The sequence below is a fragment of the Corynebacterium imitans genome (genome assembly GCF_000739455.1).
Classification (GTDB): domain Bacteria; phylum Actinomycetota; class Actinomycetes; order Mycobacteriales; family Mycobacteriaceae; genus Corynebacterium; species Corynebacterium imitans.
This window is the reverse complement of record NZ_CP009211.1, coordinates 2,532,560-2,550,444: the sequence shown is the minus strand read 5'-3', so window position 1 is coordinate 2,550,444 and position 17,885 is coordinate 2,532,560. Positions and strand designations below refer to the sequence as shown.

18 protein-coding genes are annotated in these 17,885 nt (G+C 66.2%); 7 read left to right on the top strand and 11 right to left on the bottom strand.

Going from position 1 to position 17,885, the window contains the following annotated elements:
• Window positions 1-3 precede the first annotated feature (3 nt).
• Window positions 4-2,541, bottom strand: coding sequence for a hypothetical protein (locus tag CIMIT_RS11855; RefSeq protein ID WP_095066737.1), 2,538 nt, complete (start codon window positions 2,539-2,541; stop codon window positions 4-6).
• A complete protein-coding gene (locus CIMIT_RS13030) occupies window positions 2,538-3,470 on the bottom strand; it encodes an NUDIX hydrolase (protein WP_084674376.1) in 933 nt (310 codons plus the stop codon). The genes CIMIT_RS11855 and CIMIT_RS13030 overlap by 4 nt, the downstream gene beginning before the upstream one ends.
• Before the next feature lie 162 nt (window positions 3,471-3,632).
• Here CIMIT_RS13030 and CIMIT_RS11845 point away from each other — a divergent pair, with 162 nt between their 5' ends.
• From CIMIT_RS11845 to CIMIT_RS11820, 6 genes are all read left to right on the top strand, one after another.
• A complete protein-coding gene (locus CIMIT_RS11845; protein ID WP_051905065.1) occupies window positions 3,633-5,051 on the top strand; it encodes a CCA tRNA nucleotidyltransferase in 1,419 nt (472 codons plus the stop codon).
• Window positions 5,044-5,634 carry a YqgE/AlgH family protein gene (locus tag CIMIT_RS11840; RefSeq protein ID WP_038593452.1) on the top strand — a complete coding sequence of 197 codons (591 nt, stop codon included), beginning with the start codon at window positions 5,044-5,046 and terminating at the stop codon, window positions 5,632-5,634. The genes CIMIT_RS11845 and CIMIT_RS11840 overlap by 8 nt, the downstream gene beginning before the upstream one ends.
• A 6-nt stretch (window positions 5,635-5,640) precedes the next feature.
• Window positions 5,641-6,357: an AzlC family ABC transporter permease gene (locus CIMIT_RS11835; protein WP_038594870.1), complete on the top strand. Its 717-nt coding sequence runs from the start codon at window positions 5,641-5,643 to the stop codon at window positions 6,355-6,357.
• A complete protein-coding gene (locus CIMIT_RS11830) occupies window positions 6,357-6,695 on the top strand; it encodes a branched-chain amino acid transporter permease (protein ID WP_038593449.1) in 339 nt (112 codons plus the stop codon). Before CIMIT_RS11835 ends, CIMIT_RS11830 begins: the two co-directional genes overlap by 1 nt.
• Window positions 6,696-6,830: 135 nt before the next feature.
• A complete protein-coding gene (locus CIMIT_RS11825) occupies window positions 6,831-7,298 on the top strand; it encodes a hypothetical protein (protein ID WP_038593434.1) in 468 nt (155 codons plus the stop codon).
• 287 nt (window positions 7,299-7,585) lie between these two features.
• Complete coding sequence (locus CIMIT_RS11820) at window positions 7,586-8,050, top strand: hypothetical protein (RefSeq protein WP_038593431.1); 465 nt, start codon at window positions 7,586-7,588, stop codon at window positions 8,048-8,050.
• A 128-nt stretch (window positions 8,051-8,178) separates the two neighbouring features.
• On the opposite strand, the gene CIMIT_RS11815 is transcribed toward CIMIT_RS11820, so the two are convergent.
• Together CIMIT_RS11815 and CIMIT_RS11810 are read right to left on the bottom strand one after the other, a co-directional pair.
• Window positions 8,179-8,490, bottom strand: coding sequence for a hypothetical protein (locus CIMIT_RS11815; RefSeq protein WP_038593428.1), 312 nt, complete (start codon window positions 8,488-8,490; stop codon window positions 8,179-8,181).
• Between the two features lie 16 nt (window positions 8,491-8,506).
• On the bottom strand, window positions 8,507-9,484 hold the full coding sequence (locus CIMIT_RS11810) for a bile acid:sodium symporter family protein (protein WP_038593425.1): 978 nt from the start codon (window positions 9,482-9,484) through the stop codon (window positions 8,507-8,509).
• A 23-nt stretch (window positions 9,485-9,507) separates the two neighbouring features.
• Here CIMIT_RS11810 and CIMIT_RS11805 point away from each other — a divergent pair, with 23 nt between their 5' ends.
• Entirely contained in the window at window positions 9,508-10,608 is a 1,101-nt protein-coding gene (locus tag CIMIT_RS11805) for an NADH:flavin oxidoreductase/NADH oxidase (protein WP_038593423.1), read from the top strand.
• Between the two features lie 95 nt (window positions 10,609-10,703).
• On the opposite strand, the gene CIMIT_RS11800 is transcribed toward CIMIT_RS11805, so the two are convergent.
• From CIMIT_RS11800 to CIMIT_RS11770, 7 genes are read right to left on the bottom strand one after another with little or no spacing between them, the layout of a single operon-like run.
• Window positions 10,704-11,078, bottom strand: coding sequence for a Rieske (2Fe-2S) protein (locus CIMIT_RS11800; RefSeq protein ID WP_038593420.1), 375 nt, complete (start codon window positions 11,076-11,078; stop codon window positions 10,704-10,706).
• Window positions 11,075-11,932 (bottom strand): tryptophan synthase subunit alpha, encoded by an 858-nt coding sequence (gene trpA / locus CIMIT_RS11795; RefSeq protein ID WP_038593417.1) that lies wholly within the window; start codon window positions 11,930-11,932, stop codon window positions 11,075-11,077. The genes CIMIT_RS11800 and trpA overlap by 4 nt, the downstream gene beginning before the upstream one ends.
• A 1-nt stretch (window position 11,933) precedes the next feature.
• Window positions 11,934-13,205, bottom strand: a complete 1,272-nt coding sequence (gene trpB, locus CIMIT_RS11790; protein WP_038593414.1) for a tryptophan synthase subunit beta — start codon at window positions 13,203-13,205, stop codon at window positions 11,934-11,936.
• Window positions 13,198-14,637 carry a bifunctional indole-3-glycerol-phosphate synthase TrpC/phosphoribosylanthranilate isomerase TrpF gene (gene trpCF / locus CIMIT_RS11785; RefSeq protein WP_038593411.1) on the bottom strand — a complete coding sequence of 480 codons (1,440 nt, stop codon included), beginning with the start codon at window positions 14,635-14,637 and terminating at the stop codon, window positions 13,198-13,200. The genes trpB and trpCF overlap by 8 nt, the downstream gene beginning before the upstream one ends.
• Window positions 14,630-15,658: an anthranilate phosphoribosyltransferase gene (gene trpD / locus CIMIT_RS11780; RefSeq protein WP_038593407.1), complete on the bottom strand. Its 1,029-nt coding sequence runs from the start codon at window positions 15,656-15,658 to the stop codon at window positions 14,630-14,632. The genes trpCF and trpD overlap by 8 nt, the downstream gene beginning before the upstream one ends.
• Window positions 15,659-16,273 carry a glutamine amidotransferase-related protein gene (locus CIMIT_RS11775; RefSeq protein ID WP_038593404.1) on the bottom strand — a complete coding sequence of 205 codons (615 nt, stop codon included), beginning with the start codon at window positions 16,271-16,273 and terminating at the stop codon, window positions 15,659-15,661.
• Window positions 16,270-17,850 (bottom strand): anthranilate synthase component 1, encoded by a 1,581-nt coding sequence (locus CIMIT_RS11770; protein WP_051904992.1) that lies wholly within the window; start codon window positions 17,848-17,850, stop codon window positions 16,270-16,272. The genes CIMIT_RS11775 and CIMIT_RS11770 overlap by 4 nt, the downstream gene beginning before the upstream one ends.
• Window positions 17,851-17,885 lie beyond the last annotated feature (35 nt).

Sequence of the window (17,885 nt, the reverse complement as noted above, 5' to 3'; positions counted from 1 at the left end):
GTCTTAGGGTGCAGCTGCACTTGGCGGGTCGGCGCCAGTCTCGGTCGCGGCCCCTCGCGCGGCGGCACCGCGGCGGCGCTGGCGCCAGATCGCGAAGAAGACGAAGGCGGCGATCAGCGCCGCCATCGCGGGCAGAAGGACGGAGCCGCGGATGGCCATCGCTGCGGTGCGCACGGTGATGTCCACCGGTTGCGACATGGCTGCGCCGTGCGGGCCGGCGAGGAAGAGCTGCAGCTTGGTTTCCTTGCTCTCCTCCGGAAGGTCCGCCGTCATCTGGACGGTGACGGAGCCGCGGGCTGGGATCCGCATCTCGGCAGGGACGTTGAGGCGCGCCCCCTCGGGCCCGCGGTACTGGATGGAGGTGCGCACCGGCAGCGGCATCCCGTTCTGCGCGACGATCAAAAGCGGGCTCGACGGAGAGGTCCGCGTGTAGACGTTGCCGGGCGGGATGAGCGCCACCGAGTTGCGCAGCTCGGTGAGCGTGTCGCGCGAGCCGGCAAGCGTCCGGCTGGTGGTGGATACCGCGTCCGCGTAGCCGTGCAGCGAGCGGCGCTGGCCGGGGCTGAGCGCGGTGATGAGGTCGCGCCGCAGCGGTAGCGTGTAGCCGTAGCGGGTCAGCGCGATGGAGGGGTCGGGGGTAAGGAGCTCGGTGAGGTCGTTGATGAAGCGGGCCTGCTGGGTCGCCGCGAGGATTTCCGTATCAGCGTAGGTGCCTGGGTCGGAATAGGGACTGCCGATCGTCTGGGCCGACGGTACGACCGTATCCGCGGGCGGCTCCAGGTAGCGCTGGAGCGACAGCGGTGCTGCCCCGCCGTGGGTGACCAGGTCGGCGATTGTGCCCAGCAGCGTGGCGGCACTGTCCGCGTCCCACGTCGCCGGGGGGTTGACAAAGACGGGCTCGGTGTCGGGTTGGTCCTCGAAGGTCCAGGCCTGCTGCGCGGCGAGCCGAATCGCGCTCGCCGCGTTGGTGGCGCGGGACGCGACGGAATCCTGTGTTGCGTCGAAGCGGGTGAACTCGGGCGCGTATGTCGCCGTGATTGGATTCGGCCCCACTGAGGCGAGCACCGAGGCGAGCGAAGATTGGTAGCCCACCGCAAGCACGTTGGGTGCGGCCCACGCGAAGCGCTGTGCGTCTGGCGATGTTTCACGTGAAACATCGGGGTTTGTCTGAATAGTATTGGCGGGGAGCAGGACCCGCACGGTCGTCTCCGGTCGCGGCGCGGCGGCGGTGCGCGTAGAACCGGGCGTGCGCACGTCGAGGTTGCTCTGGGAGGTGTTCTCCCCCGCCGTCGTGTCTTCCGTCGCGGACTGGTCGAGTTCCCACGCCGCCTGCATGCCGCTTTCAGGCACGGTTGAATGCGCGTGGTCGGCCCACCCCAGTGCCGGTGCGGTCGCGTGCTCGATGGTGTTGCCCGCGACGACGAGGTTTTGCACTCCGGTGGTACCAAGCACCCGCTCGAGGACGAAGGGGCCGCGCTTGACGGTCTCCCGGATCAACCAGGGATCCCCCGTACGCGCCACCGCGTCCAAGTCCGCGTTGGCCCACGGCAGGGCGACGGTGCAGCCGGTCCGCGCGATCTCGCGCAGCGTCTCTAAAAATCTGGCCGCGTCCTGCGCGCCGGTCCCGGGGGTGCCGTCGGTATCGTTCGCGGCGCTGCCCCAGCTGTCGCGCAGGCGCTGGGGCTCTTGGACCACGGGTGCGCGCTCGGAATCCACGGCGTAGCCGCCAGTCATACGGTCGACGGCGTTGACCAGCGCTGGATCGATCGCGGCGCACGTCGCCTCGCGCACCTGCGGGGTGTCGAGCGCGTCAAGGTAGGTGGTGGCCAGCCGGTCCAGGCGGCCGCCAGGTTTAAGTTGGTCGGCAAGCCGCTCGGACTGCAACAGGAGCTGTGGGTCCTCGGGGGCCTCGCCGGTCTCCCCCGGCACCAGGTCGACGGGGGCGGAGATCGGGTAGAGCGCGCTGAGGGTACCCGGGCGTGCGCCGTCGGCAAGCCCGCGGACCGTCAGATGGAAGCGTTCGGAGTCGAGGGGGGTGCCCGTGGCGTCGAGAAGCGAAAGGGCGAGCGGGTAGGTGCCGATGTCGCCCATGGCGAGCGCGTCGGTGTCGAAGTCGAGCTCCAGCTCGGTGGACTCGCCGGGCGCGAGCGCTTGCACCGTCTGGGCCTGGCCGATGAGCCCGTAGTCGGTGAGCGAGGCGATGGTGGCCATGCGCTGGTCGGTGACCGAGCCGGTGAGCGGGCCCCTGCGCGGAACGAGCTGGAGGCCCTCGAGCGGGGCGTCGGAGGTGTTGCGAACGCGAAGTTTCACGTGAAACGGATCGTGCGCGCGGATCGACTCGGGCAGCTCGAGCGCCTCGATGGTGGCGCGCTCGCCCTCGCCCACGCGCACGTTGGGGTTGACCCACTGCGCGGCGACCTCAGGGTTGTCCGGGTTCGTGGGCACCGGCAGGGTGTCGGCGGCCACAGGCTGCGCGCCCGCCGCGAGTGCCAACCCCGCAACCGCGAGGGTGGGCAGCGTCGCGCCTGCGGGCCCCCTCATCGCGGAGTGGCCCTTCCGGCCTCGGCCTCCGCCCGCGCCAGGTTGGGCATCTTGTCATAGGCCACGCGCGCCAGCTTGCGCTCATCCGCGTACGCGAGGCGCTCGATCAGTTCGCTCATGGGCACCCACGCGACCTCGGTGACCTCCGGGTCCTCGTCGTTGAGGATGCCGTCGACGTAGCGCAGCAGGTTATGGTGCACGGTCTTATGGATGCGCACCCCGTCGGAGACGAACCAGTAGTCGATGGTGCCGAGGGTGTCGAAGGCCTCGCCGGTAATGCCGGTCTCCTCCCACACCTCGCGCTCCGCGGTCCGCCACTGGTGCTCCCCGTCTTCCACGTGGCCCTTCGGCATGGACCACAGCAGGCGACGGCGCCGATCGAGCCGCCCAATCAGGGCGACGTAGATCTGCGACATGTCCACCTTATTGTTCTCCGGGTTGACCGCCTCGGCCATCCCGGAGACCACCAGGCCGCCGGCCGAGGTCTCGTCTCGCGTTTCCATCCCCGACTGTGAGCGGTGGCTGTACTGCGACTGGCGACGGTTACTCCCCTGCCCGCGCCCGCGCTTCCGCCTTGCCGGGTGCTTGCCCGACTGGTTGCGGCTGTTGCTGCCGCCTTTTGCTCCGGAGCGGTTGCGGTTGCGGCGGCGCTTGCCGCCCTGGCCGCCGCGGCCCTCCCCCGCCTCGCTTGCGCCGTGGCCGGAGTGCTGGTTGTGCTGTTCCTTATTCTGGCCCTGCTGGTTCTGGTTGCTGTGGTTGCTGCCCGACCGGTTGCCGCGCCCGCGCCTGCGACGGCGGCGTCGCTTCGGCCGCTGCTGGCCCCCACCGGCACCATTCTCCCCGACGACGCCGCCCTTTTCGCGCGCGCCAGCACCGCCGGCGCTGTTGGAGCTGCCGGCGGTGCGGTTGGGCCGTGTGTTGTCAGTCATCCGCCTTATCGTATCCGTCCCAGCGCCGGTTGTGGTATTTCACAACGCCCTTCCTCTCCTTTGACGTGTCCGGGTAACGTGAGCATGGTGACTACGCCGAAATCTTCTTCGCCCCTGTTCGACCTCCCCGCCGCGGACGACCCCAATGCGGTCGCCGTGCTGATGGCGCGCGCGCAGCGAGGCGTCATGGAGCTCGCCGACTTCCTCACCCCGCTGGCGCAGTGTTTCGCGGAGCGCGGCGAGACCTTATATATGGTCGGCGGTCCGGTGCGCGATGCGATGCTGGGCAAGCTCGGCCACGACCTCGACTTCACCACCTCCGCGCGCCCGGAGGTGACCCAGGAGATCCTTGATGCCTGGAGCGAGAAGACCTGGGACGCGGGCATCGAGTTCGGCACCGTCGCCGCGGTCAAGCAGGGGAAACAGGTCGAGATCACCACCTTCCGCGCCGATTTGTACGACGGCGTGACCCGCAACCCGGAGGTCACCTTCGGCGACACGCTCGAAGGCGATCTGATCCGCCGCGACTTCGCCTGCAATGCGATGGCGATCGAGCTTTCGCTTGTCGACGGCGCGTTGGCCCCCACCTTCCACGACCCCGTCGGCGGACTCGAGGATCTGCTCGCGCGCCGCCTGGATACGCCCCAGGCTCCGGAAGTGTCGTTCCGGGACGACCCGCTGCGCATGCTGCGTGCCGCCCGTTTTGTCTCCCAGCTGGGCTTCGACGTTGCTCCCCGCGTCTTCGAGGCGATGCGCGCGATGGCAGAGGAGATCAACCGGATCACGGTGGAGCGCGTCCAGGCGGAGCTGGATAAGCTCATGCTCGGCGCGCGACCTTGGGAAGGGATCGACGTGCTCGTGCGGACCAGCTTGGCCGACGAGATTCTGCCGGAGATTCCTGCCCTGCAGTTGGAGCAGGATGAGCACATGCAGCACAAGGACGTGTACTGGCACTCGCTGACCGTGTTGCGCCAGGCCACCGAGCTGGAGGACGAGGGCCCGGACCTCAAGCTGCGCTGGGCGGCGCTTCTGCATGACATCGGCAAGCCGGATACCCGTGCGGTGAAGCCGGGCGGCGGCGTGAGCTTCCACCACCACGAGGTGGTCGGTGCGAAAATGACGCGCAAGCGTATGCGCAAGCTGAAGTACCCCAAGCACGTCACCGAGGACGTCGGCCAGCTCGTCTTCCTGCACATGCGCTTTCACGGTTTCGGCGAGGGGCAGTGGACCGACTCCGCCGTGCGCCGCTACGTGACGGACGCGGGCGAGCTCCTCCCCCGCCTGCACAAGCTCGTGCGCGCCGATTGCACCACCAGGAATCCAAAAAAGGCGCGCAGGCTTCAGCGCACCTATGATCACCTGGAGGAGCGCATCGCGGACATCGCGGCCAAGGAGGACTTGGCCCGGGTGCGCCCCGATTTGGACGGGAACGAGATTATGCAGATTCTCGGGCTCCAGCCGGGCCCGGAGGTGGGGAAAGCATGGAAATACATGAAGGAATTGCGGCTCGAGCGCGGCGAGCTCGAGCACGACGAAGCGGTCACGGAACTGAAGAAGTGGTGGGAGTCGCAGCATGGCTGATGCGCTGATCCCAGGGGATCGTGGCCTGGGTTCGCTCAAGCCAGGCATGCTGTTGGTGGCCAACCCGAAGTTGAAGGAGCCGTTGGTCGAGCGTTCCGTGTTCTTGATCCTCGGGTTGCACCCGCAGGAGAACGAGGCGGAGGCGCTCATGCTGCACCTGCCGATGAAAAGGAAAGTCAACGAGTACTACGACGGGTGGGACAAGTTCCTTACCGGCGACAGCGCGTACTTCCGCGTCGGTGGCCTCGCTGAGGTCTCCTCGGCGCGTTTCATCGGCGTGCCCAAGGAGGGCATCGATCCCAGCGCGCACCTGCACATGAACCCGCTGACGGACAAGCTCGCGGTCCTGCACGGAGCGAAGGAACCGGAGCGGCTGATGCGCGACGTCGAGGACGCGCGCATGTACATCGGCGTGACCTACTTCGATCTGGCGATGCTCCGCGATGACCTCGGCACCGGGCAGTGGCTGCTTGCCGACGCCCTGCCGGAGGACGTCCTCTGCCCCATCGACGGCGACCTGTGGAGCGACGTCATGCGGCGCGAACCCGTACGTTGGCAAGCCAACCCCGAGAATGCGGAGTAGGTGAGCGTGACTGTTTCACGTGAAACATTGGAGGAAATTCGCGGCGGCATCAAGGAGACGTGGCTGGTCGGTCTCGGGCTAATCCCGCTTGGCCTCGCTTTCGGACTGCTCATGACACAGGCCGGGTACGCCTGGTGGTGGACGCCGATCTTCTCTCTTGTGATCTACGCCGGATCCATGGAGTTCCTGGCTATCAACATGGTCGCCTCCGGGATCGGGCCGCTCTCCGCGGCGATCACCGGCTTCATGGTGAACTTCCGCCACATCTTTTACGGGCTCACCTACCCGCGCCATCGCATCCGCTCCTGGTGGGGCCGCCGCTATTCGGCGTACGCGCTTACCGACGAAACCTACGCCATCGTCTCCGCCCGCGGCCCCAACACACCAGTGACCGGCACCCGGCTTTTGACCATCCAGGTGGTGTGTCAGCTGCTCTGGGTCGTCCCGGGCATCATCGGCGCGCTCGCCGGGCAGATCATTCCTTCGTCGGTGCAGGGCATGGAGTTCGCGCTCAACGCCCTCTTTATCGTCTTGGCCTACGAGGCCTTCAAGTCCTCGCGCGACCTCGGAGCGGTCGTGATCGCTGCGGGCATGGGCGTGCTCGCCTTGGTCCTGGCTCCCTCATCCATGCTCATGGTCGCACTCATCGCCTACTTCCTCCTGCTGCTCGTGCGCTACTGGGTGCCGGCACTGGATACAAAACTGATGTGGAGGTTGCGTTAATGGGACTGCCCGCAGGCGTAACCCCCGCGATGGTGTGGGCGGTACTCATCCCAGTGTGTATCGTCACAGTGGCGTTAAGGGCCCTACCCTTCTCCTTCCTCAAACTGCTGAAGGGAAGCCCGTTTATCGAGTTTCTCGGTGTCTACATGCCGGTCGGCGTGATGACCGTGCTCGTGGTCTATACCATCGGCGGAGCGGTCGAGTCCCCCGGTGGCGCTGCGGCCGCGCTCATCGCGAGCGCGCTGACGCTCGGGCTTCACGCTTGGCGACGCTCCCCCGGCCTCTCCATCTTCACCGGCACCCTCGCGTACATGACCTTGGTGAACTTAGTGTTCTAAGCGGCTGCTGGCCTGGAACTTTGGTATATATGGCGGCCGCGGGTGGAAAATACTAAAAAGTAGCGCTACTCTGGCACCACTGCCCACAAGGTAGGCACGTGTCAATCGAGCTTCACAAGTACCGAAGGAGACAACATGAAGCGCATTCTTGCCGCCGGTCTCGCCGGCGTGACCGCCCTCTCACTCGCTGCAGCGCCCGCGCAGGCGGCGGAGGGGACCAACGACTTTTTCGACGGTGTTCGCGAAAAAGCTCAAGAGTCCGAGTTGATCGACGGCGTGCGCGACGCAGCTCAAGGGACGAAGGATTTCGTGGAGGACACGCTCGAGGGCGCCGAGGAAGGCGCCCGAAAGGGCGTTGAAAAGCGCAAGCTTGATAAGAAGCTTGAAGAAGACGGTTACGGTGCCGCGCCGCAGACCGATGGTGCCAAGGACATGATGGTTGGTTCCATCGATCACGGCTCCAGCGCGGATCAGGCGTACAAGGCGTCGCAGGCAGGCTGGATCCTGACCTGGATCGCCGTCGCTGCTGCTGGCATCGGCGCAGTCGGCTTCGTTGCAAACCAGGCTGGCTTGCTGCCGAACGTGCCGAACCTGCCGTTCTAGGGCATCGCGCTATTTCGAAACTTCCCCACTTTTCGCTTCTGCGAAGGGTGGGGATTTTGCGTTGAACAGGCCTCTCTGGATCCGTTATCAATCTGTGACCCAAAACACGTAGAAGAAAGTACCCCATCTGCGTAACGTATCGCCCATACACTTCGATGTGGTGAATAGTAAGCAGTTGCCAACCGCTAGGCAGGCAAAAGCTTGCAGGCCTTAAGTCTTCGGCTTTAGGTTTGAACCCACTCGAGGTGCAATACGGTATCTCGAACCCAATTAGAGAGGATTCCCTCATGAAGCGCACCGCTACCGCTGCAATCGCAGCCGCAACCGCCCTGTCCCTCGCCGTCGTTCCGGCTTATGCAGAGGACGCCAAGGACCCGGGCAAGGACGACACCAACGCTAGCTCCCAGGACAACCAGGGCAGCTCCTCTAAGGACGGCAAGCAGGGCGACAAGCAGGACGGCAAGAAGGTCAGCTCCTCCGACATCTCTGACGAGGATGCGCAGAAGTACTACAAGGAGAACAAGGGCAAGGCCACCGGCCTCGCCAAGCCGAAGGAGGGCAAGGAGGACGAGGACGTCAGCTCCGCACTGCTGTCCTCCATCAAGAGCGACGCTTCCAACGGCTGGGAGCCGGGCAAGACCGCGAACATTCTGCTCGGCACCGGCATCGGCGCTCTCGTGCTCGGCATCCTCGCTGTCGTTGCTGGCGGCGGCGCAATCCCGGGCCTGGGCAACATCAAGCTCCCGTTCTAAGTCCTTCATCCGCGCTTAGGACCCGCATAGCGCCCTAAGCCTAAAGGGCCGAAGAATTACGGCAAGACGCACTGAGGGCCCCTGCGAGATTTCCTCGCAGGGGCCCTCAGTCTTGTCATTGCTGGCCGCTACCCGATCTCGGGGAACTTGACCTTCGCTTCTCCCCACAGGCCCTCAAACTCCATGCGAGTGAGTTTCACGGCAGTAATGCCTTCGATGGCGTCGTAAGAGTCCGGGTGCGGCACGGCGGGCATTGGTTCGTTCGCCTGGCCGATCACGCGGCCGTCGACAAACACGCCCGTAATCGTCTCCTCTGGGTCTAGCTCAATCATGCGGACCATCGTGCAGCGTTCGCTATTGATTTCTTCCAACTCCGCGATGTTGAGGAGCTCCCCGCCGAGCTCCGGCACCTGGTAGTGGATGCGCACGTAATGTTTCACGTGAAACGTCTCCTTCTTACTTTGCGTCGCTGTAATCTTCACCAGCGTAGCGCGAGACGTACGTAGAGCAGACCATGAGCTGCACCATGTGGTAGACCATCAACGGAATGATGAGCGCACCGAGCGTCGCGCCACCGAACATGACCGACGCCATCGGCAAACCGGTCGCAAGCGACTTCTGTGTGCCGCACTGCTGGATCGCCACCGTGTCCGCGCGGTTGAACCCAAGCGTGCTCGGCACCACGCGCGTCAACCAGAGCATCACGAGAACGAGCGCAGCGGAGAAGACGATGAGGAAGAGGATCTCCCACAGCGGCAGCTCCTCCCACACGCCGGCAACGACGCCCGTGGAGAAGGCGGAGTAGACCACCATCCAGATCGAACCGCGGTCCACAATCTTCGTCGCCTTGGACTTGGCCACCACGCGGGCGCGGGCCGAGAGGTTGTGCGCGATCTGTCCCAAGAGGAAAGGCAGGAGGAGTTGGATGGCGATGTTGAGGAACACGGAGGCGTCGATAAGCAAGCCCTCCCCTGAACCCATGAGCAACATGACGAGCACCGGGGTGGCGACGACCCCCACGAGCGAGGAGAGGCTCGCCGCGACGACCGCGCCGCTGATGTTGCCGCGCGCGATGCCCGTGAGCGCGACCGAGGATTGGACCGTCGACGGCACGAGCGTCATGTACAGGATGCCCTGGTAGAGCTCCGTCGAGATGACGGCGGTGAGCGGGCGCAGGGCGAGGCCGATCAGCGGGTAGATCAGGAAGGTGCAACAGAGGATCGAGGCATGCAGGCGCCAGTGGGTCAGGCCGTGCAATGCTTCGCGGGTGGACAGGCGCGCGCCGTAGAGGAAGAAGAGCAAGGCGATCGCGAGCTTGACCGCCACCGCGAAGCCGTCGGCGAAGCTGCCGCGGGCGGGGACGATGAAGGCGAGTATTGCTGCGACGATGATGCCCGCAACCAGCGGATCTAATCGTTTCAGGAAAGAAGGCATGGTTGCAGTCTAGGCTGGTTGGCATGAACTTAGGCGAGCAAATCCAACTGAGAGACCTCAAGATCCGCAACCGCATCTGGCTGCCGCCGATGTGCCAATATCAGGCGCGCAATCGCGACGGGATGCCCGGGATGTGGCACGCGGTACACTATGGAGCGCGGGCCGCCGGCGGCTTCGGCCTGATTATCGCCGAAGCGTCTGGCGTTGTGCCTGAGGGTCGGATCTCCCCGTTCTGCACCGGGATCTGGAGTGCGGAGCACGCTCGCGGGTGGGCACCGATCGTGGAGTTTGCGCACCAGATGGGCGCGGCGATGGGCATCCAACTGAACCACGCGGGGCGCAAAGCCTCGACCTACCCGATGCTGCCTGACAATTCGGGGCGCGGCACGATCCCCGTCGCGGTGGGCGGCTGGGAAACCGTCGGCCCGAGTGCCATCGCCGCTGACCGTCAGGCCGCACCGCGCGCCATGACGCTCGAAGAGGTGCGCGCTGTGCCGGGGCAGTTTGCCGACGCCGCGCGGGACGCGGTCGACGCCGGGTTCGACTGTGTGGAGATCCATGGTGCGCACGGCTACCTCCTCCACCAGTTCCTCTCCCCCATGTCCAACCAGCGCGAGGACGAGTACGGTGGCGACTTTGCAGGCCGTACGCGCTTGCTGCTCGAGGTGGTCGAGGCCGTCCGCGCCGCAATCCCCGAAGGCATGCCGCTTCTGGTTCGCCTCTCGGCCACCGACTGGGTCGAGCCTGAAGGCTGGCGTACCGAGGACTCCGAGCGGCTGGCTCCCCTGCTTCGCGAGGCGGGCGTGGATCTCATCGACGTTTCCACCGGAGGCAACGTCAGCGCCGACATCCCCGTCGGTCTCGGTTACCAGGTCGACTTCGCTCGCCGCGTGCGTGAGGCCGGCGGGCTGCCCACCGCCGCCGTCGGTTTGCTCCTCTCTGCCACCCAGGCCCAGGAAGTGCTTGACTCGGGTGCGGCCGACGCGGTCCTGATCGGCCGGGCCGCGCTGCGCAACGCCGAGTGGGCGATCGACGCGCTCGAGGAACTCGGCGCGACCGAAGACGAGCTGCCGTGGCCGGAGTCCTACTTCCGCGGGTGGAAGGGTGTGCAGCGGCGCGCGTAGGTGATCGTGCGGCTGCGCGCGTAGATGCGCAAGCAAAAAGCCCCAACGGTGTTGCATTGTTGGGGCTTCTTCTTTGGAGTGTGAGCTCGCGCGTGTTAGCCCTCCGGGTTGGACACGACGAGCTGGTCGCCGGTCTCCTCCAGCGCGGCGGTAGTCAGCGGGTTGAGCGAAGGGCCGGAGACGACCTCACCGCTCGCGGTATTGAACACCGAGCCGTGCGCCGTGCAGCGGACGTTCTCGCCGTCGACCACGGTGATCTTCTGCTGCTGGTGCGGGCAAACCGCTGAGTAAGCGACGTACTCACCGGGGTTCGGCTGGGCGATGATGAAGCGGTCCAAAATCACCGCGCTACCGACGGGCACGGCGGTCTTGGCCACCTCCTCGCTGGGCGGCTCGCCGCAGGCAGCGAGGAAGGCACCGGCGAAGGTCGTGGCGGTACCGAGGAGGAATAGGCGTCGTGAACAAGTCATGCCTTGATCGTAGCCTGTTTCATCGACCGAACGTAGGAGCCCAGCTCCGCTTTCAGCGCCTCCATATCGGTGATGCACGCGGGGTTGGGATGCGTGTGCTCCGTGTACTTGGCAATGATGTTGGCAATTGCCGAGCCCGTGATCGCTCCGGTGGCACCAGCCGCGATCGCGTCGGCCACGTGTTGCGGGGTGGAAATACCGAAGCCAAGCAGCACTGGAGCGCCGCCGTAGGAGCGTACGTTGTCCACGACCTCGCGGAGCCCGTCTACCGACGCCGCCTTGTCCGCACCCGTGACACCGTCGCGCGAGATGGCGTAAATGTAGCCGCGGGATTGCGCCGCCACTCCCTCGAGCGTTGTCGGCGAGGCCTTGGCCGGGGCGATGTAGATCGGGTCGATGCCGGCCTCGACCGCGGCCGCGCTGAACGGAGCGGACTCGCGCACCGGGACGTCGGGAAGCAGCACGCTGTCTGCGCCGGCGTCGTGGAAGGCGGCGTAGAACTCGTCGAGACCACGCACGTAGGCCACGTTCGCGTAGATCAGCATGCCGATCGGCAGGTCCGGGTAGCGCTTGCGGATCGTGCGGACCTGCTCGAGCGCCTGGTCGACGGTCGCGCCACCGTCGAGCGCGCGGACGTGCGCGGCCTGGATCGCGGGGCCGTCGGCAACCGGATCCGAGAAAGGCACGCCGAGCTCGAGCGCGTCGGCGCCAGCCTTCACAACCGTGTCGATGATCTCCAGCGCGACCTCTGGGCTGGGGTCCGACAGCATGATGAAGGGCACGAACGCGCCCTCGCCTTTCTCCGCAAGCGCGGCGAAGGCCTTCTCGTAGCGTGAGGATTTGGGGGCGCTCATGCTAGTTCGTCTCCTTATTGTTGGTGGGGGCTGCGTGGCTGCGCTCGATGACCCAGTCGGGGTGTTCGTCGAGCGTGGCCCGCACGTGGGCGACGTCCTTGTCGCCGCGACCGGAGAGCGACACCAGGATGCGCAATGGCTCGGCGTCCTTGGGGTGCTCGGCCGCACGCTTGAGCGCATACGCCAGCGCGTGCGAGGACTCGAGTGCGGGGATGATGCCCTCGTAGCGAGACAGGAGCTGGAAGGCGCGCAGAGCCTCCTCATCAGTGACTGCCACGTAAGAGGCGCGGCCGGACTTGGCCAGGTGCGCGTGCTCCGGACCGACGGCCGGGTAGTCCAGCCCGGCGGAGATGGAATAGGACTCTTCCACCTGCCCGTCCGGGTTGCGCATGAGGTACGAGCGAGTGCCGTGCAGGATCCCGACGGTGCCCGCGTTGATCGCCGCGCCGTGCTTGCCCACACCGAAGCCCTCTCCCCCGGGCTCGGCACCGATAAGTTCGACGCCGTCCTCGTCAATAAAGTCGGCGAACATGCCGATCGCGTTGGAGCCGCCGCCGACGCACGCGCACACCACATCGGGCAGCGCGCCGGTGCGCTCCAGCATCTGCTGCTTCGCCTCCGTCGAGATGACCCGGTGGAATTCCTTCACGATCTTCGGGAACGGGTGGGGGCCGGCGGCGGTGCCGAGCAGGTAGTGGGAGGTGTGGAAAGTGGCAGTCCAGTCGCGTAGCGCCTCGTTCACCGCGTCTTTCAGCGTGCCCGCGCCGGAGTCCACGCCGATGACTTCCGCGCCCATCAGCCGCATGCGGTAGACGTTCGGCTCCTGACGCGTCATGTCGACCTTGCCCATGTAGATCACGCACTCGAGGTCTAGCAGCGCGCAGGCGAGCGCTGTGGCTGTGCCGTGCTGTCCCGCGCCGGTCTCGGCGATGATGCGGGTCTTGCCCATCTTCTTTGCCAGCAGCGCCTGGCCGATGACCTGGTTCGTCTTGTGGGCGCCGCCGTGGACGAGGTCCTCGCGTTTGAGGAAGATGCGCGCGTTGGCGCTATCAAGCGGCAGGTTCCGGCACTCGGTGAGCGGTGTGGGGCGGCCGAGATAATCGCGCAGGAGGCTGCGGTACTCGGTCATGAACTCCTCGTCCTCGAAGGCGTCGACAAACGCGCGCTCCAGCTGGTCGAGGGCGGGCAGTAGCGACTCCGCGACGAATTGCCCGCCGAATTCTCCGTAGTAGGCGGGCAGGATGGTGCTGCCGCCGTGGGTGTTGTCACTCATTGTTCGTCCTTGGGTAGTGGTAGTTGCCAATGATGTCGAATGCGCGGCGCAGCGCCCCGGCGTCCTTGCGCCCGGCCCACGCGCCCGCCCCAGCGGGGTACTCCACGCCGGAGTTGAGGTCGAGGCCAGCGCAGCCGACGCGCAGCGCGCCCTCGAGGTTGTCGGGGCTAAGTCCCCCCGCGAGCAGCGTTTTCGGCTTGACCTCCTCCGGGATGTCGGCCCAGTCGAAGGTCTCGCCCGAGCCGCCGGCGTGGGCGTCGAGCACAAGCTTATCGACGCTCGCGTGCAGCCCCTCCGCCACCGCTCCCCCAACCGCGGCGCTCATGGAGACGGCACGCCACACCTGGGCGTCGGTGCCGACATCCTCGCGCACGCGGCCGACGAGGTCGAGCTCCGCCTCCAGCGATCCCTGGTAGGGTGCGTGCACCTGCACGGCGTGAATGCCGGGCTGGACGAGCGCGGCGAAGTTGGAGGTGCGACGCGAGACCGCGACGTATTTCAGGCCGGGCTCGTGGGCGATGATGTCGGCCGATGTTTCACGTGAAACATTGCGGGGGCTCGCTTCTTCGAAGATGAGGCCGCCGTAAACCGCGCCCGCTGCCTTGGCCGCTTGCGCTGCGGAGAAGGAAGTGAGCCCGCAGACCTTGTTCGGGCCGTAGACCAGCTCGCGCGCGGCGAGATCGATGTCCGGCTGGCTGGTCAGCTGCGAGCCGACGAGGAAGCCGTCCGAGTGTGCGCCGAGTTGGCGCACCGTCTCAACGTCGCGGATCCCGGACTCGGAGACCACGACGGCGTCGGCGGGGGCGAGCTTCGCAAGCCGGGCCGAGCGGGTCAGATCGATACTCAGGTCGTGGAGGTTGCGGTGATTGACGCCGAAAATCTTCGCGCCGAGTGTTGCGGCGCGCTTCGCCTCATCCTCGTCGATGACCTCGGTGAGCACGTCCATCCCGAGCGATTCCGCGAGGTCGGAGAGGTGCGTGTACTCCTCGTCGTTGAGCACGGAAAGCATGAGCAGGATGGCGTCGGCACCGTAGTAGCGTGCGGCGTAGACCTGGACCTCGTCGACGATGAAGTCCTTGCACAGCACTGGCAGGTGCGTGGTGGAGGCGACGGTGGCGAGGTGGTCGTAGTCGCCGCCGAAGCGGTCGGGCTCGCACAGCACCGAGATGCCCGCGGCGTAGCGGGAGTAGACCGACGCGATGGTGCCCGGCTCGTAATGCGCGCGAATCAACCCGAGGGAGGGTGAGGAGGACTTGCACTCCATGATGAAGCTCGTGCCCGGGGCCTTGAGGTTGTCGTAGAGCGAGCGTTCTGATTTAGGTAACGTGTCGAAATTGACGTGTGCAACGCGTTGGCGAATTTCGTCAAGGTGACCGTTACGTCCCTCGACGATCCCCTCCAGCACGGTGGGCAGGGCGGAATGCTTAGGCACTGTAGTCAGCCTCCTCGTGGCGCGCCAACCAAGCCTGCACGGTGCCGTCGTCAAGCAAAGCCCGCGCGCGCCTGACGCCCTCGGCGATGGTGTTGGTCGTGCCGTAGAGGTAGAACATGGCGCCGGCGGTGGCGGCGACCGCATCGCGGTGCGCCTGCGGGCCTTCGCCAGCGAAGGTGGCGCGCATCGCCGCGGCGTTCTCCTCGCCGTCGCCGCCGCGCAGGTCCTCGAGCGAGTGGCGGGAAATGCCCAGCTCCTCCGGGGTGACCGTGTAGTGGGTGATGTTGCCCTCGCGGTCCAGCTCCCAGATCTGGGACTCGCCGTGGACGGCGAGCTCGTCGGTGCCCGCGCCGTGCACTACGAGCGCACGGCCGCGGCCCAGCTCGCGCATGGTTTCCGCGATGAGCTGGCCCTGCGCTGGGTTGGCAATGCCCATGATCTGGAACTCGGGGCGCGCCGGCGAGAGCAGCGGGCCCATCGTGTTAAACAGCGTGGAGACCCCGAGCGCCTTGCGCACCGGCTGCACGTGCGCGATCGCCGGGTTGTAGGCGGGCGCGAAGAGGAAGGTGAAGTTGGAGGACTCGAACTGCCGCACCGCGCGCTCCGGGTCCAGGTCAAGGGGGATATTCAGCGCCTCGAGCACGTCGGCCGATCCGGACTTGGAAGACACCGAGCGGTTGCCGCACTTGACCATCTTCACCCCGCCAGCGGCCGCCACCAGCGAGGCGGCCGTGGTGATATTGATGGTGTTCGCGCCGTCGCCGCCGGTACCTGCGGTGTCCATCAGCCCCTCCCCCGTCACGGGGAACGGCCGGCCCGCGGCGAGGAAGGCGCGCGCGGCACCCGCGACGTCGGCAAAAGTCTCGCCGCGGGTGCGGATGGTGGCCAGCAGCGCGGCGATGTGCACGTCGTCGTAATCGCCCACGGTCAGCGGGGTAAAGGCCTCGATGGCCTCCTCCAGCGTCGGCTCGTGGTTGTCCAGGAAGCGCTTGAGAATCTCGAGAGATTTATCCGATGCCATTTACTTTGTACCTTTCTTCATCAACATGTCCACGCTGCGCCGCAACATGGTCGGCCCGGCGGGGGTAAGGATTGATTCTGGGTGAAACTGCAGGCCAATGGACATGCCGTCGTCGGTAGCCGCGGCCATGACCACGTCGCCAATATCGGTGTCCGTGAACGCCAGCGCGTGCATCCCGGCGGGCACCTCGGTCGCGCCGAGCGAGTGGTAGCGCGCAACCGGCACGAGCTTGCCGGGCTGGCCGGGGATGTCGTCCACGGTCATGCCCGTAAACAGCGGCGAGTCTTGTCCGGCGGCGGTGAGCTCCATGCTTATCGATGCCCCGTGCACCGGCCCACACGGCCGCACCGCTCCCCCGAAGTGCTCCACCAGCGCCTGGTATCCCAGGCAGATGCCGAGCATGGGGATCTTGCCTTGCGCACGCTCGATGAGCTCGGCCATACAGCCGGCCTCGGTGGGATAACCGGGGCCCGGCGAGAGCACTATTAAGTCCGGCTCAGCAGCGAGCACAGTGTCCGCGCTCACGGTATTGCGGAAGACCGTTGAGTCGTACTCAGCGAGCGCGTCGACCAGGTTGTACACGAAGGAATCCTGGTTATCTAGAAGAACAATCACTTCTCCACCTCCAATTCAGCGTTGGCCGCGAGCGCGATCGCGTTGAGCACCGCGTAGGCCTTGTGCAGCGTTTCGTCGGCCTCCGATTGCGGGTTGGAATCGCGCACCACCCCGGCACCTGCCTGCACCACCGCCGTGGTGCCGGAGACGAAGGCGGAGCGGATGACAATGCAGTTATCCATATCGCCGTTGCCCTGCAGGTAGCCGACTGCGCCGCCGTAGGAGCCGCGGCGCGTGCCCTCCAGCTCGCGCAGCAGCTCAGTGGCGCGCAGCTTCGGTGCACCAGTGAGCGTGCCCATGTTCATGCACGCCCGGTAGGCGTCGAGCGCGTCCAGGTCCTCTGCAAGCTCGGCCGTGACCCGCGAGACCAGGTGCATGACGCGGGAGTACCGGTCCACCTGCAGCAGGTCCACCACCTTGCGGGTGCCCGGGGTGGCCACGCGGGCGACATCGTTGCGCGCCAGGTCCACCAGCATGGTGTGCTCCGCGACCTCTTTTGCATCCGTACGCAGCTGCAGCTCCATGCGGGTATCCAGCTCGTGGTCGATGGATCCGTCTGCGGCCAATCCGCGGGGGCGGGTGCCCGCGATCGGGTACAGCTGCACTTCCCTATCGGTGTGCGAGAACTTTAGGTTGGACTCCGGCGAGGCACCGAAGAGTTGGTACGGCTTGCCGTGCTTGTCCATGCCTCGTAAGTAGAACATGTACGGGGAGGGATTGGTCTCGCGCAGCTTGAGGTATGCGGCGAAGGCGTCCACGCACTCGGTGACGAAGGAGCGGGCGGGCACCACCTGGTAGATGTCGCCGTTGTAGATGTTGTCTTTGAGCTTGTCCACGTCCGCGCAGAACTGGGCGTCGGGGATGTCGGCGCGCACGCGCAGGGTGTCGGATGCAGGTTCCGTCGGTTGGTAAGCGTGATCAGCTCCCGGCTCGGCGGACTCGATGTGCGCGGCGAGCTCGTCCAAGTCGATGCCCTCGCCTGCCGCGTCCACGCCCGCGAGATACGCGGTCTGCTCCTTATGATCGATGCGTAGTAGGACTTCGGCCAGCACGTACTGGTAGTCCGGGTAGGTGTTTGCCCCGTCCGTGACTTCCGGGAGTTCCTCGAAGGTCTCCAAGAAGTCGTAGGCGAAGCCGCCAGCCAGCAGCGGAAAGTCCTCGTTGCCGTAGCCGGCACTCGTGGTCAGCGCGCGCAGCACCTCGACGGTGGAGGTTGCGGTGAGCCGCTCGCGCTCGTCCGCGGCGGCCGACGGCGGAAACTCATAGGTGTTGTCTCCGGCGGCGTAGTCGCTCAGCTGCGTGCGCAGGCCGTCGGCAAGCACCTGCCCAGAAGCGGTGAGCGGCTCGACGATCACGCGCTGCCCGTAGCAGGTCACGCGCAGGGAGGCGCGGAGCACGGCCAGGGATTGGAGACCGGAGCGGGTCGTAATGTCCGCAGACTCGAGGAGTACGGAATCGTCCGCGGTGGTGCCGCCGAGGTGGGCGAACAGGCTCGCGGCGTCCTCGTGGTAGCGAACAGCCTTGTGCGTAAACCGGGGTGGTCTCTCCGGTGCGAACTGTTGCGGGGGGTTGCTCATTGTCGTCCTTCGTGTGTGCTGACACCGAGGGTACT